A 14,502-nucleotide genomic window follows, 5' to 3' on the forward strand; every position below is an offset into this window, starting at 1 on the left:
CCCTAACGCCTTACCCCTCACGCCCGGACCAGCGCCTTTTCGATCGCATACGCCCAGCGGTCATAGAGCGTCTCGACTGGCACATCGATCTTGCAGCCGGGCATGCCCCGATCGCCCGCGACCTCGATTACCAGCCGATCCCCGCCCACCGTCCCGATCACTTCCACCGGCACATTCGACTCCGATGCGACGCGCAAAACCATATCCCGATGGTCGGGGCTAACCGACAGCACCACCCGCGACTGGCTCTCCCCAAACAGCAGCGAGTCCAGGCGAAGCCTGCGGGCATTCAATCTTACCATAGCGCCGAGGCATCGCGTGTGCGAAGACATCGTGCATTCGGCCAGCGCGACCGCCAGCCCCCCATCGGAACAGTCGTGCGCCGATCGCACGAGGCCTTCCCGGATCAGCCGCAGCACACAGGCATGGAGGGCATGTTCAGCCTCCAAGCTGAGCAACGGCGGCGAACCCTGCTCGCGCGAATGGATCACGCGCAGATATTCGGTTCCGCCCAACTCATCGTTCGTCGCGCCGAGCAGCACGATGTCGTCGCCGGCCTCCTTGAACCATTGCGTCGTCGCCGCATCGGCCGGCTCGATCAAACCCACCATGCCCACGATCGGCGTGGGATAGATCGAGAGCCCGTTGGTCTCGTTGTAAAAGCTCACGTTGCCGCTCACGACGGGAATGCCGAACGCCTCGCAGGCGTCTTTCAGGCCCTCGATCGAGAGGATGAACTGCCACATGATGTCCGGCCGCTCGGGATTGCCGAAATTCAGGCAATCGGTGAGTCCGATCGGCTCGGCACCGGAGCAGACGAGATTGCGCGCCGCCTCCGCCACCGCGATCTTGGTGCCTTCATACGGATTCAGCAGACAGTAGCGGCCATTGCAGTCCGTCGTCACCGCCAGCGCCTTGTTCGTGCCCTTGATACGGAGCACCGCCGCATCCGACCCGGGCCTGACCATCGAGTTCGTCCGCACCATGTGGTCGTACTGCTCGTAGACCCAGCGTTTGCTCGCGATGGTCGGCGACTCCAGCAATGCGAGCAGCGCGCCTTGCGGGTCTTTGACGTCGGACAGCGCGTCGTAGTTGAGCGCCTGGATCCAGTCCTGATAGGACGGCGGCGCGCTGGGCCGCTCGTACCGCGGCCCGTCGTCCGCCAGCGCCTTGGCGGGAATCTCCGCCACGACCTGCCCGTTCTCCTTTACACGCAACATGCCGTCGTCCGTCACCCGGCCGACCACGGCCACGTCCAGGTCCCACTTGCGACAAATCCGGATGACCTCGTCTTCTCTGCCGGCTTTCGCGACTATCAACATGCGCTCCTGCGACTCGGAGAGCATGATCTCGTAAGGCGTCATGCCAGGCTCGCGGCGCGGGACCTGGGTAAGATCCAACTCGACGCCGGTCCCTGCGCGCGACGCCATCTCGCACGACGAGCTGGTCAAGCCCGCCGCCCCCATATCCTGAATGCCGACCAGCAGATCGCCGGCCATCAACTCCAGACACGCCTCCAGGAGCAGCTTCTCCGTGAAGGGATCGCCCACCTGCACCGTCGGTCGTTTGGATTCGGATTCCGCATCGAAGGAGTCGGACGCCATCGTCGCTCCGTGAATGCCGTCGCGGCCGGTCTTCGAACCGACGTAGATCACGGGGTTGCCGACGCCGGCTGCCTTCCCCTTGAAGAGCTTGTCCTTCTCGGCGATGCCGAGGCAGAAGACGTTGACCAGCGGATTCAACGAATAGATGTCCGTAAAGACCACCTCGCCGCCGACCGTCGGCACGCCCATGCAGTTACCGTAACCCGCGATCCCCGCTACCACGCCTTTGAAGAGATGCCGGTTCTTGGGATTGTCCAGCGAGCCGAACCGCAGCGAGTCCAGCAACGCGATCGGCCGCGCGCCCATCGTGAAGATATCGCGCAGAATCCCGCCCACGCCGGTCGCCGCACCTTGGTAGGGCTCGATGAACGAGGGATGGTTGTGCGACTCCATCTTGAACACGGCGCACAGCCCGTCTCCGATATCCACCGCGCCCGCATTCTCGCCGGGTCCCTGAACCACGCGCGGCCCGGTCGTCGGCAGCCGCTTCAGATAGGCGCGGGAACTCTTGTAGGAGCAATGCTCCGACCACATGACCGAGAACATCCCTAACTCGGTCAGGTTCGGCTCCCGCCCCAGAATCTCGACGATCTTCTTGTACTCGTCGTCGGTGAGATTATGCTGCGCAATGAGGTCTTTGGTGATGGACTGTCCTTGCCCCCTCATTCGCCCTCACGCCTTATCTTGTTCCATAGCCCGTAACCGATCCGCCTCGTTTCCCTTCATTCTTCCTCGAAGTAATCCGAATCGATACGTTTCACCGCGTAGCTCGCTACTTCCGTCACACCGATCCCATGATCGATCATCAATTGCGCCAGTTGCTCGCCATCTATCAAGACAATCTTTTTCTCGATTCTGTCCACATAGTCTTTCGCGTCTTGAGAAAACCGCGAGGTTGTCATGAGAACGCCCTTCCGCGCCCGATGCCCCTCCAGACTACCGGCAAATTCCTGGACAGTGGGCCTGCCTACTGCCCCCTCCCAGCGCTTCGCCTAGCCCACATTATTCATGAACGCTTCTACTGCACCCGCCGATACGCCGCTGCGACAAGCCAGCATGCGGCTTCGAACGCATGCTGGCGGGCAGGCTCGCCCATCGAGGCCTCAACATACTGTTTCAAGTATGCCTCGGCCTCTCGGGGCTCCGCGTGCCCGTCTCGCTTGGCGTCTTGGCGGTTTCGTCACGAACCGTCATGAATAATGTGGGCTAGATATAGACGACATCCAAACCCAGTTTGTCTTCTTTGATAATCCCATCGACCCCATCGTCACCACGCCGCCCGAGAGCTTGGCCGGCATCTTTCCTCGAACCTCCATAGCCAATAGCAACCAAGAGATCGACAACGAGCTTCTCAAAAAACTTTGGCGAGCAACGCTTGACGCGATCCAACACGTCCTGTGCAAGCGCGCGCCTAAGGTCCTGGTAGGCGACTTCAAGGGTTTCGAATGGAGTGCGCTGAGTATCTTCGATCTCTTCCTCCTTTTGAGAAGAGCGAGTACCTTTCTGGAACTCCAGGAATTCAGGAAATTGTTTCAAAAACTTGGCGTCTATCTCTGAGGGTCTGCTGCTCAGTACCTTCAGGCCACGATCAGTAATTCTGAACTTGCCCCTTCCCGTTCGCTCGAGGAGCCCTGCCTTGGCAAGATAAGTTACCGCCCACACTACTCTATTAGGGAACTTAGCTTGCGTTCCGCTTGGAAGCATTTCGCCTAAGTCCTGTTCACTCAGACTAAATTGCCGGGCCACGGTGTCGATGACTTCCCCGGAACTATGCTCCTCGCGGTCTCCTGCGATCTTCAGAATCGGAAGCATGAACTTCTGATAGTCCGGAACGGCCATGTTCAAACCTCGTCGCTCATCCGTAAATCGCTACAGTTCTGGCTCAGAAGGTTGACCGCGGGTGACGCTAACCTGGGTACCCGTCCGCCCGGAGCGGGATCCCTCAGGTACCCGCCTTGCGGGTGCGGGCGGGGTGCGGGGACGGACAGGCTAATCAGCGGCACGACCCGCGGTCATCTCCCTGCTTCCACCATCTTCGGCTGCAGCATCGCCTACCGCAACACATCCGGGATTGAGAAGACAATCAACCTCCGGTCCGCTGTCGCAAGAGCAAGGCCCTCAGCTCTTCGTACACATTCCGCCGCGGACCGACAAATACGATATCCACCGTCGCCTCTTCCTCATTGATCTGGTAAATGACGCGATGAGTGCGGACTCGATAGGACCGGTAACCGGATAACTCAAACTGGAGCTGATGTCCGGCCAATGGAGAGGTCAGGAGCATACGGATGCCTTCCTTGATCTCCTGCTTGATCTGCGGATGAAACTTGCGAATTCTGCTGGCCGCCTCCGGAGTGTAGCGGGCGCGGTACCCCTTCACGCTTCCTCTCGACCGAACACTTGCTCATGAGTCACCCACCGTCCGGCACCGGCCTGTTTGATTGACCGCCTCAGTCGGCGCATGGCGCCCTGGTCGCTGAGAATCTCGACTGTCTCCATCAGGCCCTCAAATTGATCCATGCTGAGCAGCACGGCGGTCGGGACGCCGTCTCTGGTAATCGCGACGATGTCCCCACGCGTCTTTAACCTGCGGATCAGATCCAGCAGCTTGTTCTTCGCCTCGGTAATGGAGACGAACTGGTCAACTTGTGGCATGAGAACCTCCTGGGACCGCCAGTTTAATGGCCATTATACTGGCCATCCTCAGAACTGACAAGCACATGTCGGGAGGTCCTAGTTCGTCACGCCACGACCGTGCGGCGCTGTCCTTTCGTCTTCTTCAGCGCATCCAGCATCGACAGGAAGATCAGCCGGCCGTCATCGTTGCCGAGCGCCGCTTCGGCGCAGCGCTCCGGATGCGGCAAGCTAAGTCGGTAAGGGACGCCGCCCTTCACGCTCCCACAAGGCCTTGAGGTCCCGCGATCCATGAACGATCCCGACAACATGGACGACAGGACCTGCCACCTGATAGATGAGACGATAATTTCCCACGAGCAGTTCGCGAGTGGTTTGCTCATGCCATTCAGGCACCACGCGCCCCCGTTCCGCCAACTGAGCCAGAGAACGGGCAGCATCAAGCAACTCGAGAAGAAAGGCTGCGGCATAGTTTGGTGAATCCCTAGCGATATAGTTCGCGATTGTGTCCAGATCGTCTAAAGCCGCTTGAGCCCACTTTACTTCCCAAGCCACTTAGACATCCTTTGCTCGACTTCTTCCTGGCTGAGCACCCGGCCTTCTTTGATATCCTTGAGGCCACGCTCAATCTTTTCCCGAACGTAAATGTGATATTGGATGTCCTCAAAGGACGAATCATCGGGAATCCGGTCAAGCAACTTGCGGACTTCTTCTTTAGGAGTGCTCATCTTGGACTCCTGTTCATATCAGCCTGGCGCCATAGCCGGCTTGGGTTGGAGTTTCGCTTTCTTCAGCGCATCCAGCATCGACAGGAAGATCAATCGGCCGTCGTCGTTGCCGAGCGCCGCTTCGGCGCAGCGCTCCGGATGCGGCATCATGCCCAGCACGTTGCCGTCGGAATTGCGGATGCCGGCGATGTTGTCGAGCGAGCCGTTCGGGTTCGCCTCCGCCGTCACCCTGCCGTCCGGCGTGCAGTAGCGAAAGACGATCTGCGCGTTAGCCTGTAAGGCGGCGAGCGTCACAGGATCGGTGTAGTAATTGCCGTCGGCGTGGGCGATAGGGATTTTCAGGATCTGACCGGGCTCGCAGCGCCCGGTAAAGGGCGTGGCGGCGTTCTCGACGCGGACATAGACGTCCTTGCAGATGAAGGTGAGCGACGTATTCCGCAGCATGGCGCCCGGCAACAATCCCGCCTCCAGGAGGATTTGAAACCCATTGCAGATGCCGAGCACCAGCCCGCCGCTCTTGGCGAATTCTTTCACCGCCCCCATCACGGGCGAGAAGCGGGCGATGGCGCCGGTCCGCAGATAGTCGCCGTAGGAAAACCCGCCGGGCAGAATGACCGCATCGAGGCCGGCCAGCGAGGTCTCCTTGTGCCACACCATCGTGACCGACTGCCCCAACACGTCGCCGAGGACATGCGCGCAATCGTGATCACAGTTAGAGCCGGGAAAGACGACGACGCCGATATTCATGCCCAAATGAGGAATGAGGAATTAGGAATGAGAAATTGTGGACCCACCATTCTCATTCCACATTTCACATTTCTAATTGCGCGCTGTATCACGCGCTCAGCTCGTATCGATATTCCTCAATGATCGTGTTCGCCAGCAGCTTCTCGCACATGGCCTTCACCTCGGCCTCGGCCTTGGCTTTATCCTTCTCGCTCAGGTCCAATTCCATGTACTTTCCCACCCGCACGTTGCTCGCCGACTTGAAGCCCAAGGTCTCCAACGCATGCTCGATCGCCTTCCCCTGCGGATCGAGAATGCCCGGCTTCAACGTGACATGAATCTTCGCTTTCACGGTTTGCTCTCCTGCTCCGACGCTTTAGCGAGTGCGTTGATGTACCGACGAATCCAGAGAATCCCCCCGACGGTTGCGAGCCCGCCCAACGAGAGCGCAACGAACGCCCACCGCCACGTCGAGTCGGTCAGATGATAGGCCATCAGGCCGACCACCCCGGCCCAGATGAGAACCGCGGCTATCAGGCCGTAATTCAGGAAAAGCTGCAGAAACCGCTTCACCGTTTCCCTTTATTCTCTCCCTCACAAAGAGGAGCAGCACGACAATCAGCGACGGCCTCGGCCTGCGTCGCGAATCACACGAAGGCTCGGGTCACCGCACTTGGCGAACTGAAGCGGCCGCCGCAAGGCGGCGGCGAGGACTGTCCGACGTTTCGTCCGGGCGAAGCCTTGAACGGAACGAGTTCCGCAGCCGAGCGGCAGTGAGCCGTAGCACGGTCGAGCCGCAGTGTCTGAGCAGCGCAGGCCGAGGCCATCGCTCATCCGCACACTCGCCGCAACACCTCTTGATACGCCTCCTCAATCCTCCCCAAATCCTTCCTAAACCGATCCTTGTCCATGGACTCCCCCGTGGCCATGTCCCAGAACCGGCAGGTGTCCGGCGAAATCTCGTCGGCGAGGATCAGCTTGTTGTGATACACGCCGAACTCCAGCTTGAAGTCCGCCAGCAGCATCTTCCGTTCTTTGAAGAACGGCGTCAAAATGCGGCCGGCCTTGAGCGCCAGTTCCTTGAGGTCCCGCACGACCGCCGGCGTCGCCAACTTGAGCAGCCTGACGTGGTCGTCGGTAATCAACGGATCGCCGAGCGCGTCGTTCTTGTAATAGAACTCGACGAGCGGCGGCTCGATCGCGTCGCCTTCTTTCAACCCCAGCCGTTTCGCAAGGCTGCCGGCGACGACGTTCCGCACCACCACCTCGATTGGCACGATCATGACCCGCTTGGTCAGCATCTCGCGATCGCTGAGCCGTTCGATGAAGTGCGTGGGCACGCCGCCCTCTTCCAGCAGCCGAAAGAGCCGCTCCGAGACCTTGTTGTTGACCACGCCTTTCTCGACGATCGTGCCGCGCTTCTGCGCGTTGAAGGCTGTGGCGTCGTCCTTGAAGTACTGGATCACGCGATCCGGGTGATCCGCTGCGAACAACTTTTTGGCTTTCCCTTCGTAGATCAGCTCGCCCTTGATCGTCATGTCCTGCCCATCCTATGCCCGCCGCTTTCTCGGACGGGCGCGCCGGATCGAACCCCGACCGAACACCCGCCGATAAATCTTGTCCAGATGCCGCAGATAATACCTGGGATCGAAACAGGCCTTGATCTCGGCCTGGCTGAGATACTTTGCAATGAACGGATCTTTGCCGACCAGATCCTGAAAGCCGGCGCCGCCTTTCCAACCTTCCATCGCGTTCCGTTGCACCGCCTCGTAGGCGTCCTTCCGTCGAGCCCCTTTCTCCACGAGCGCCAACAGCAGCCGCTGTGAATAGACCAATCCGCCGGTCAGATCGAGATTGCGCCGCATGCGATCCGGATAGACGAGCAGGTTCTTGATGATGTCGGTGAACCGGACCAGCATATAGTCCACGAGGATCGTGCTGTCCGGCAAGATGACCCGCTCGACCGACGAGTGGCTGATGTCCCGTTCGTGCCACAACGCCACGTTCTCCATCGCCGCCAGGCTGTTGGCCCGAACCACGCGCGCCAGGCCGCAGAGGTTCTCCGATGCGATCGGGTTGCGCTTGTGCGGCATGGCCGAGGATCCCTTCTGTCCCTCCGAGAAAAACTCCTCGGCCTCCAGCACTTCGGTCCGTTGCAGGTGTCGGATTTCCGTCGCAAACTTTTCGATGCTCGCCGCGAGCAGCGCCAGCGCCGACACGTAGGCCGCGTGGCGGTCCCGCTGGACGACCTGGTTGGACACCGGCTCGGGCTTGAGCCCGAGCCGCTCGCAGACGAACTCTTCCACCCCCGGTCCCAGATGGGCGAAGGTCCCCATCGCACCCGACAGCTTCCCGACCGCGATCTCCTCGCGGACCGCCTGCAGGCGATCGCGATGGCGGCGGACTTCCTGGTACCAGATGGCCAGCTTGAAGCCGAACGAGATCGGCTCGCCGTGAATGCCGTGCGAGCGCCCGATCATAATGGTGTCGCGATGCTCCAACGCCCGTTTCTTCAACACGTCGAGCAACGCGTCCAGATCCTCCAGAATGATGTCCAGCGCCTCGGCCATCTGGACGGCCAGGGAGGTATCCACGATGTCGGACGAGGTCAGACCCATGTGGAGAAACCGCGCATCCGGTCCCACGGAATCCGCGAGCGATTCCAAAAAGGCGATGACGTCGTGCTTGGTGACCTTCTCGATCTCCGCGATCCGTTCCGGATCGATCCGCGCGGCGCGGCGGATCCGGGCGGTGACCCCGCGCGGCACCTGACCGGCGCGTTCCAGCGCTTCGCAGGCCCGCAACTCGACTTCCAGCCAGATCTCGTACTTGTGCGCAAGATCCCAGACGGCCTTCATGCGCGGCAAGGTGTAGCGGTCAATCACATGAACCTCGTGAGGCGTGATGGGTGATGCGTGATGCGTGCGAAGGGGAGAATGCTAAACGCATGAGGTCTTACGCTTCACGCTTCACGGCGGCAGCCGCCGCTTCCGTCCGCTTCGTTTCGAGACGCGGCTCCTTGTTCAGGACCTGATCCAGCACGCCGTTGACGAATTTCGAAGCTTCTTCATCGCCGAAGCTCTTGGCCAATTCGATTGCTTCGTTCATGGTGACCTTGGCCGGCACGTCGGGCAACCAGAGCAGCTCGAAGAGGCCGGCCCGCAGAATATTCCGATCCACGATCGGCATCCGGCTGACCTTCCAGTTGGTGGCGTAGGACCCGATGAGCGCGTCCAACTCTTCCCGATGACTCAGCACGCCCTCGATCAACCGCTCGGCGAACGCCCGGACATCTTCCTTTTCCGGATAGTGCTTCCAGAATTCGTCCAGCCACTCGCCGCCCTTGCCGTGAATGTCATATTGAAACAGCACCTGGATGGCCCGCTCACGGGCCTTGCGTCGGGAACCCATAGGTCGGATCAACCCCTCCGGCGGCGCGACGCGGCGCGCGCGCCCGACGGCTTGCGGACCGCAGGCCGGCCGTCGCCTTTGAGCTGTCGCATCACCGTCGCCATTTCAATGGCCGTCTTCGCAGCCTCCGCGCCGCGGTTGTGCTTATTCGGATCGGCACGCTCGATCGCCTGCGCCACCGTGTCGGTCGTGAGCACGCCGAACACCACCGGCACGTCGGCGTCAAGACCTGCCTGCATGATCCCGCGGCTGGTTTCCGCGCTGATATAGTCGAAATGGGGCGTGTCGCCTCGGATGACGGCGCCGAGGCAAATCACCGCATCAAACCGACCGGACTTCGCCACGGTCCGAGCCGCCAAGGGAATCTCGAACGCCCCCGGCACCCGTACTACCTCGATCGCTTCTTCCTTCGCTCCCGCCTTCGTCAGCGCCTGCTCGCAGGACGTCAGCAACCGGCTGGTCACGAATTTGTTGAACTTGCTGACGACGATCGCGAAGCGCAGGCCGGTCGCATCGTGCGAGCCTTTCCGGAGTTTCATAAACGGGTCCTGGCGATGGGCGATTGGCTCGGGCCCGATGGGACGTTCCGCGATTGTCTTTCCTATAGCCTCTAGCCGCTCGCCCCGCGTCGTCTGGGAGCCGGTCCGACATTACGCATTCTGCTGCGGCGAGCGATGCACGAGCATCTGCTTTGTTCTCGGCCCCGAAAATTCCTCAACGTATTCCGGCGAATACGCCTCCGGTTTTCCGGGGCCTGCGGCCGCGCATTTGCTCACGCCTCCCTCGCCTCGCCACGAACGGTAATATCGGACAGGCTCCTAGACTTTCTTTAAGATGTGTCCCAACTTCGCCTTCTTGGTGCGGAGGTAGCGTTCATTGTGCGCCCGCGGCGGAATTTCGATCGGCACCCGCTCGACCACGCGGAGGCCGTAGCCCTCGATGCCGACGATCTTGCGCGGATTGTTCGTGATGAGCCGGATTTGCCGAAGGCCCAGGTTGACGAGGATCTGGGCGCCGATGCCGTAGTCGCGCAGATCGGCTTTGAACCCGAGCTTGAGGTTGGCTTCGACGGTATCGCTCCCTTGGTCCTGCAGATGGTAGGCCCTGATCTTGTTGAGCAGCCCGATGCCGCGCCCTTCCTGGTTGAGATAGAGCAGCACGCCGCGCCCCTCTTTCTCGATGATCTCCATCGCGCGGTGAAGCTGGTCGCGGCAGTCGCAGCGCAGCGAGCCGAAGACATCCGCGGTCAAACATCCCGAGTGGACCCGAACCAACGTCGGCGCCCCGTCGTCCACCCGACCCTTCACGAGCGCGATGTGGTTTCCGCCGTCGATTTCGTTTTCGAATGCGACCGCTTCGAACTCCCCGAACACCGTCGGCAACCGCGCGCTGGCGACCCGCTTCACGAACGTTTCACGGCGCAGACGGTATTCGATCAGCGCCTTGATCGTGACCATCTTGATCCTGTGCGCCTTGGCGAACTTGGCCAGCTCCGGCACCCGCGCCATGGTGCCGTCCTCGTTCATAATTTCGCAGATCACCGCGGCCGGATACAGTCCCGCGAGACGCGCCAGATCGACCGAGCCCTCGGTCTGCCCGGCCCGCTTGAGCACGCCGCCCTTCTGCGCCTTCAACGGAAAAATGTGGCCTGGCCTGGCTAAATCGGACGGCTTCGTCCTGGGATCGATCGCCACATGAATGGTGGTCGCGCGGTCGGCCGCCGAGATGCCCGTGGTAATATCCCGCCGCGCATCGATCGAAACTGTGAAGGCCGTGCCGAACGTCGCCGTGTTCTCGGGGGACTGAGGCGGAAGCTGGAGCTCTTCGACGCGCTCGGGTGTCAAGGCGAGACAGATCAACCCGCGCGCATGTTTGGCCATGAAGTTGATGGCCTGGGGTGTGACCTTTTCGGCCGCGATGACGAGGTCGCCTTCGTTCTCCCGGTCCTCATCGTCGACCAGAATGACAAAGCGGCCTTTCTTAATCTCTTTGATCGCCTGTTCAATGGTATCGAAGGGAGACGGCATGACTGAAGCCTAATTCTGAATTCTGAGTTCTGAATTCTGAGTTGCGGTCAATACCTTACCAGAAATGCGGCCCCCAAGTAACCTTCTTTACGGTGCCCCTGTCAATGGGAAACCAGCCTGGATCGCCCTATGGCTGGGCGGCTGCCCGATTCCGTCTGATGACCCTTGTCACACTCGCCGCCGCCCCGGCGGCCAGGACGGCGAAGAGCCACAGCCCGGGCTGAAAGGTCCCCGTCGCATCCTTCAAGATCCCCAACCAGACCGGCAACAGAAATCCCCCCAAGCCGCCAGCCGCGCCGATCAACCCGGACGCCAGACCGATCTGCTTTGGGAATCGGTCCGAGACGACCTGGAACACAACGCCGTTCCCGAATCCCATGCCGGCCACGGCCAGAACTGCGAGGGGCACGGCCCACGTCAAGGCGGGCAGTTCCCCGACGCCGACGACGAGCCCGGCAATAACCAGAAACGCCGCGCGCAGGACGCGAAGCCCGCCGATGCGATCCGCAACGTACCCACCGAACGGCCGGATCACGCTCCCGACCAGCCCGCACAGGGCCGTCACCGAACCGGCCGTCACGGGGTTCAACCCGTATTGATCGTGCAGGAAGATGGGAAAGACGCTGCAGAACCCCACGAATCCGCCGAACGTCACGGCATAGACGAAGCACAGCCAATACATCGACGGCCGCCGGAGCAGTTCGGCCATCGGCGCCCACGACCGCCACTGACGCTCGACCCGCGAGTGGGTCACGTGGTCGTTCCGCACCAACGCCGCGAACAGGACCAGCGTGAGCAGGATGGGCGCGATCATGACCCCGAACACCCCGCGCCAGCCGACCACTTCCGCCAACCTCGGCGCGAACAGCATGGCCAGCACGGTGCCGCTGTTGGCGGAGGCCGCCACGCCCATCGCCAGTCCCTGGTGCGCAGGTGGATACGCGCGGCTGGCGATCGGCAATGCTACCGCAAAACTGGCCCCGGCCACGCCCAAGAGCAGCCCGACCGCCAAGACCTGCCCATAGCCGGCCGCTCCCAACCAGCCGCAGCTCACCGCGATCAGCTCGCAGGCCAGCAGCGCCAGTCCGGTCCGCTTTGTCCCGTACCGGTCGCTGCAGAATCCCACGATGACCCGAAGCAGCGCGCCTCCGAGCAAAGGAACCGCGACGAGCAACCCTTTCTGCGTCGGCGACAGCGCGAACTCCTCCGCAATCGACACGCCGAGGGCGCCGATCAGGAGCCAGGTCATGAAGCTGACTTCGAAGTGCAGCCAAGCCCCGACCAGCGACGGCCAATGTCCGCTGCGCAAAGCTGTGACAAGTTGTCTCATCGTGCACGCACCGCTTGCCACTATAGGGTACCGTGTTTCACCCCTGCAACCTGCAGCGACTGACGTCGCGCTTGGCCCCTAGCCCGGATTATTCATGAACGCTTCTGCTGCAAACGCGGATACGCTGTTCCGACGGGCGTGCTCGCCGTTCAGTCCCTCGACGTACTGTTCAAGTACGCCTCGGTCCCTCGCGGCTGTGCTTGCCCGTCTCACGACGCGTCTGCGCGCTTTCGCGACGAAGCGCCATGAATAACCCGGGCTAGACATCCCTCGCCATTCCGACTACCATTTGGGGGCCATCGCTCAACCCGCAGAATCATGCCGCCGGAGGTCGCGACCATGCATCAACCAGACCGATCTTTTACCTGCGAGCGGCCGTTGTTCGTCGCCTCGATTCCCGCGGGATTTCCTTCGCCGGCAGACGATTACGTCGAGGGAACGCTCGACCTCAATCAGCACTTGATCAAACATCCGGCCGCGACGTTCTTTGTCCGCGTGACCGGCGATTCGATGATCGATGCCGGCATCCATCCCGGCGACCTCTTGATCGTGGACCGGGCGCTGACTCCGGCCGAGGGTGACGTCGTGATCGCGGTGCTGGACGGTGAGTTGACGGTCAAGCGCCTGCAGCGGGTCAACGCCAAACCGGTCCTGGTCGCGGACAATCGACGCTATCCCCCGATCCGGCCGCGCGAGAACCAAGAGTTCGAGATGTGGGGCGTCGTGACCTACGTCATCCACAAAGTCTGAACATCGATGCAACCGGTCTTCGCCCTGGTCGACTGCAACAATTTCTATGTGTCCTGCGAACGCGTTTTCAACCCGTCGCTCGAAGGCCGTCCCGTCGTGGTGCTGTCGAACAACGACGGATGCGTCGTGTCTCGGTCCGATGAAGCGAAGGCTTTGGGCATTACGGTCGGCGTTCCGGTCTATCAGATCCGCGCACTGATCCGGACTCACGGGGTGAGACTCTTGTCTTCCAACTACGCCTTGTACGGAGACATGTCCCGAAGGGTAATGGAAACGCTGGAACAATTCAGCCCGGAGGTCGAGGTCTATTCGATCGACGAGGCGTTCCTGAATCTATCCGGCTTGTCCCGCATCAACCGGACCGAGTATGGCCGCCGGATTCTCATGACCGTGAAGCAATGGACGGGTCTGCCGGTCTCGGTCGGCATCGCGGCAACGAAAACGCTGGCCAAGTTAGCCACTCGGTTCGCCAAACGAGCCGCTGAAGGCGCCGGAGTGCTCGACCTCACCGACACGCCGAATCGCGAACATGTTCTCGCCGAGGCGGCGGTTGGCGGGATTTGGGGGCTCGGAGAGAGCGCGGCCCGTCGATTGGAATCCCACGGCATCTGTACGGCCTTGCAGTTGCGCGACGCGGACGAAGGCTGGATCGGAAAACATCTGGGCGTCGTCGGTCTCAGGCTTGTGCGCGAGTTGCGCGGACTGTCCTGTTTTTCGGTGGAGGGTTGTCCTCCGCCCAAACAGGGCATTGCCGTCTCCCGCACGTTCGGACGCCCCGTCGAATCCTTGGAGGAGCTGTGTGAAGCCGTCGCGGCCTATACGGCGCGGGCCGGGGAAAAGTTGCGTCGGGAACGCTTGCTCGCCGGAGGGCTGTGGGTGTTCCTGACGACGACCCGGCTCACGGACGACTCGCGCGACTCGCAGTCCGTGTTTCTCGACCTGCCCGTTCCCACCGAGGATACCGGCGATCTCATTCGTTACGCTTTACGCGGAGTCGAGCGCGCATTCACAGCCGGATGCCGATACAAAAAAGCGGGCGTGGTGCTGACTGAGCTGACGCCTGCGGATCGACGACAGATCGACCTGTTCGATGCGACAGATCGCGAGAAGTCCCGCCGCCTCATGCAGACGCTGGATCGTCTGAATCAACGGATGGGCGCGGGGACGATCCGCTATGCCGCCGCCGGACTGGCTCAACCCTGGCAGGCGAAGTTCGCGCACCGCTCGCCCGCCTACACGACGAACTGGCAGGATCTCGTTCAGGTCCGCGCTTGAGAAGCCCCCAGGGAATG

18 protein-coding genes and 1 pseudogene are annotated in these 14,502 nt (G+C 61.5%); 2 read left to right on the forward strand and 17 right to left on the reverse strand.

Going from position 1 to position 14,502, the window contains the following annotated elements; translation table 11 throughout:
* Positions 1-17: 17 nt before the first annotated feature.
* The 17 genes and pseudogenes from purL to AB1555_12795 all read right to left on the reverse strand — a co-directional run bounded on the left by purL (position 18) and on the right by AB1555_12795 (position 12,460).
* The gene (gene purL, locus AB1555_12715; GenBank protein MEW6247550.1) at positions 18-2,270 is read right to left on the reverse strand and encodes a phosphoribosylformylglycinamidine synthase subunit PurL; all 2,253 of its coding nucleotides are present in this window, start codon (positions 2,268-2,270) and stop codon (positions 18-20) included.
* A gap of 56 nt (positions 2,271-2,326) precedes the next feature.
* Positions 2,327-2,596 (reverse strand): annotated as a pseudogene (locus AB1555_12720) (restriction endonuclease).
* 214 nt (positions 2,597-2,810) lie between these two features.
* Entirely contained in the window at positions 2,811-3,443 is a 633-nt protein-coding gene (locus AB1555_12725; protein MEW6247551.1) for a winged helix-turn-helix domain-containing protein, read from the reverse strand.
* A 244-nt stretch (positions 3,444-3,687) separates the two neighbouring features.
* Complete coding sequence (locus AB1555_12730) at positions 3,688-3,984, reverse strand: type II toxin-antitoxin system RelE/ParE family toxin (GenBank protein ID MEW6247552.1); 297 nt, start codon at positions 3,982-3,984, stop codon at positions 3,688-3,690.
* Positions 3,981-4,259: a type II toxin-antitoxin system Phd/YefM family antitoxin gene (locus AB1555_12735; GenBank protein MEW6247553.1), complete on the reverse strand. Its 279-nt coding sequence runs from the start codon at positions 4,257-4,259 to the stop codon at positions 3,981-3,983. The genes AB1555_12730 and AB1555_12735 overlap by 4 nt, the downstream gene beginning before the upstream one ends.
* 86 nt (positions 4,260-4,345) lie before the next feature.
* Positions 4,346-4,468, reverse strand: a complete 123-nt coding sequence (locus tag AB1555_12740) for a hypothetical protein (GenBank protein ID MEW6247554.1) — start codon at positions 4,466-4,468, stop codon at positions 4,346-4,348.
* A 1-nt stretch (position 4,469) separates the two neighbouring features.
* Positions 4,470-4,793 (reverse strand): type II toxin-antitoxin system RelE/ParE family toxin, encoded by a 324-nt coding sequence (locus AB1555_12745; protein ID MEW6247555.1) that lies wholly within the window; start codon positions 4,791-4,793, stop codon positions 4,470-4,472.
* Complete coding sequence (locus AB1555_12750) at positions 4,778-4,966, reverse strand: hypothetical protein (GenBank protein MEW6247556.1); 189 nt, start codon at positions 4,964-4,966, stop codon at positions 4,778-4,780. The genes AB1555_12745 and AB1555_12750 overlap by 16 nt, the downstream gene beginning before the upstream one ends.
* Positions 4,967-4,984: 18 nt before the next feature.
* Positions 4,985-5,713 carry a phosphoribosylformylglycinamidine synthase subunit PurQ gene (purQ, locus tag AB1555_12755; GenBank protein MEW6247557.1) on the reverse strand — a complete coding sequence of 243 codons (729 nt, stop codon included), beginning with the start codon at positions 5,711-5,713 and terminating at the stop codon, positions 4,985-4,987.
* Positions 5,714-5,801: 88 nt separating this feature from the next.
* The gene (purS, locus tag AB1555_12760) at positions 5,802-6,044 is read right to left on the reverse strand and encodes a phosphoribosylformylglycinamidine synthase subunit PurS (protein ID MEW6247558.1); all 243 of its coding nucleotides are present in this window, start codon (positions 6,042-6,044) and stop codon (positions 5,802-5,804) included.
* Entirely contained in the window at positions 6,041-6,265 is a 225-nt protein-coding gene (locus AB1555_12765) for a hypothetical protein (GenBank protein MEW6247559.1), read from the reverse strand. Before AB1555_12765 ends, purS begins: the two co-directional genes overlap by 4 nt.
* A gap of 257 nt (positions 6,266-6,522) precedes the next feature.
* Entirely contained in the window at positions 6,523-7,230 is a 708-nt protein-coding gene (purC, locus tag AB1555_12770) for a phosphoribosylaminoimidazolesuccinocarboxamide synthase (GenBank protein MEW6247560.1), read from the reverse strand.
* Positions 7,231-7,242: 12 nt separating this feature from the next.
* Positions 7,243-8,577, reverse strand: coding sequence for an adenylosuccinate lyase (purB, locus tag AB1555_12775; protein ID MEW6247561.1), 1,335 nt, complete (start codon positions 8,575-8,577; stop codon positions 7,243-7,245).
* Between the two features lie 70 nt (positions 8,578-8,647).
* The gene (nusB, locus tag AB1555_12780) at positions 8,648-9,103 is read right to left on the reverse strand and encodes a transcription antitermination factor NusB (GenBank protein MEW6247562.1); all 456 of its coding nucleotides are present in this window, start codon (positions 9,101-9,103) and stop codon (positions 8,648-8,650) included.
* An 8-nt stretch (positions 9,104-9,111) separates the two neighbouring features.
* Positions 9,112-9,642 (reverse strand): 6,7-dimethyl-8-ribityllumazine synthase, encoded by a 531-nt coding sequence (gene ribH, locus AB1555_12785; protein MEW6247563.1) that lies wholly within the window; start codon positions 9,640-9,642, stop codon positions 9,112-9,114.
* A gap of 279 nt (positions 9,643-9,921) precedes the next feature.
* Complete coding sequence (locus AB1555_12790) at positions 9,922-11,130, reverse strand: bifunctional 3,4-dihydroxy-2-butanone-4-phosphate synthase/GTP cyclohydrolase II (protein ID MEW6247564.1); 1,209 nt, start codon at positions 11,128-11,130, stop codon at positions 9,922-9,924.
* 127 nt (positions 11,131-11,257) lie between these two features.
* On the reverse strand, positions 11,258-12,460 hold the full coding sequence (locus AB1555_12795) for an MFS transporter (GenBank protein MEW6247565.1): 1,203 nt from the start codon (positions 12,458-12,460) through the stop codon (positions 11,258-11,260).
* A 339-nt stretch (positions 12,461-12,799) separates the two neighbouring features.
* Between AB1555_12795 and umuD the strand changes: the two genes are divergently transcribed.
* Together umuD and AB1555_12805 are read left to right on the forward strand one after the other, a co-directional pair.
* Positions 12,800-13,210 carry a translesion error-prone DNA polymerase V autoproteolytic subunit gene (gene umuD / locus AB1555_12800; GenBank protein ID MEW6247566.1) on the forward strand — a complete coding sequence of 137 codons (411 nt, stop codon included), beginning with the start codon at positions 12,800-12,802 and terminating at the stop codon, positions 13,208-13,210.
* 6 nt (positions 13,211-13,216) lie between these two features.
* Positions 13,217-14,485, forward strand: a complete 1,269-nt coding sequence (locus AB1555_12805) for a Y-family DNA polymerase (GenBank protein MEW6247567.1) — start codon at positions 13,217-13,219, stop codon at positions 14,483-14,485.
* The last annotated feature ends 17 nt before the right edge of the window (positions 14,486-14,502 follow it).

Source organism: Nitrospirota bacterium (assembly GCA_040755395.1).
Lineage (GTDB): Bacteria > Nitrospirota > Nitrospiria > Nitrospirales > Nitrospiraceae > DATLZU01.

Excerpts from the sequence above, each read along its gene's own strand:
- AB1555_12725 (MEW6247551.1), bottom strand. The coding sequence starts at position 3,443 with ATGGCCGTTCCGGACTATCAGAAGTTCATGCTTCCGATTCTGAAGATC.
- AB1555_12795 (MEW6247565.1), bottom strand. The coding sequence starts at position 12,460 with ATGAGACAACTTGTCACAGCTTTGCGCAGCGGACATTGGCCGTCGCTG.
- AB1555_12735 (MEW6247553.1), bottom strand. The coding sequence starts at position 4,259 with ATGCCACAAGTTGACCAGTTCGTCTCCATTACCGAGGCGAAGAACAAG.
- nusB (MEW6247562.1), bottom strand. The coding sequence starts at position 9,103 with ATGGGTTCCCGACGCAAGGCCCGTGAGCGGGCCATCCAGGTGCTGTTT.
- AB1555_12805 (MEW6247567.1), top strand. The coding sequence starts at position 13,217 with ATGCAACCGGTCTTCGCCCTGGTCGACTGCAACAATTTCTATGTGTCC.
- umuD (MEW6247566.1), top strand. The coding sequence starts at position 12,800 with ATGCATCAACCAGACCGATCTTTTACCTGCGAGCGGCCGTTGTTCGTC.
- purQ (MEW6247557.1), bottom strand. The coding sequence starts at position 5,713 with ATGAATATCGGCGTCGTCGTCTTTCCCGGCTCTAACTGTGATCACGAT.
- AB1555_12750 (MEW6247556.1), bottom strand. The coding sequence starts at position 4,966 with ATGAGCACTCCTAAAGAAGAAGTCCGCAAGTTGCTTGACCGGATTCCC.
- ribH (MEW6247563.1), bottom strand. The coding sequence starts at position 9,642 with ATGAAACTCCGGAAAGGCTCGCACGATGCGACCGGCCTGCGCTTCGCG.
- purC (MEW6247560.1), bottom strand. The coding sequence starts at position 7,230 with ATGACGATCAAGGGCGAGCTGATCTACGAAGGGAAAGCCAAAAAGTTG.
- AB1555_12790 (MEW6247564.1), bottom strand. The coding sequence starts at position 11,130 with ATGCCGTCTCCCTTCGATACCATTGAACAGGCGATCAAAGAGATTAAG.
- purL (MEW6247550.1), bottom strand. The coding sequence starts at position 2,270 with ATGAGGGGGCAAGGACAGTCCATCACCAAAGACCTCATTGCGCAGCAT.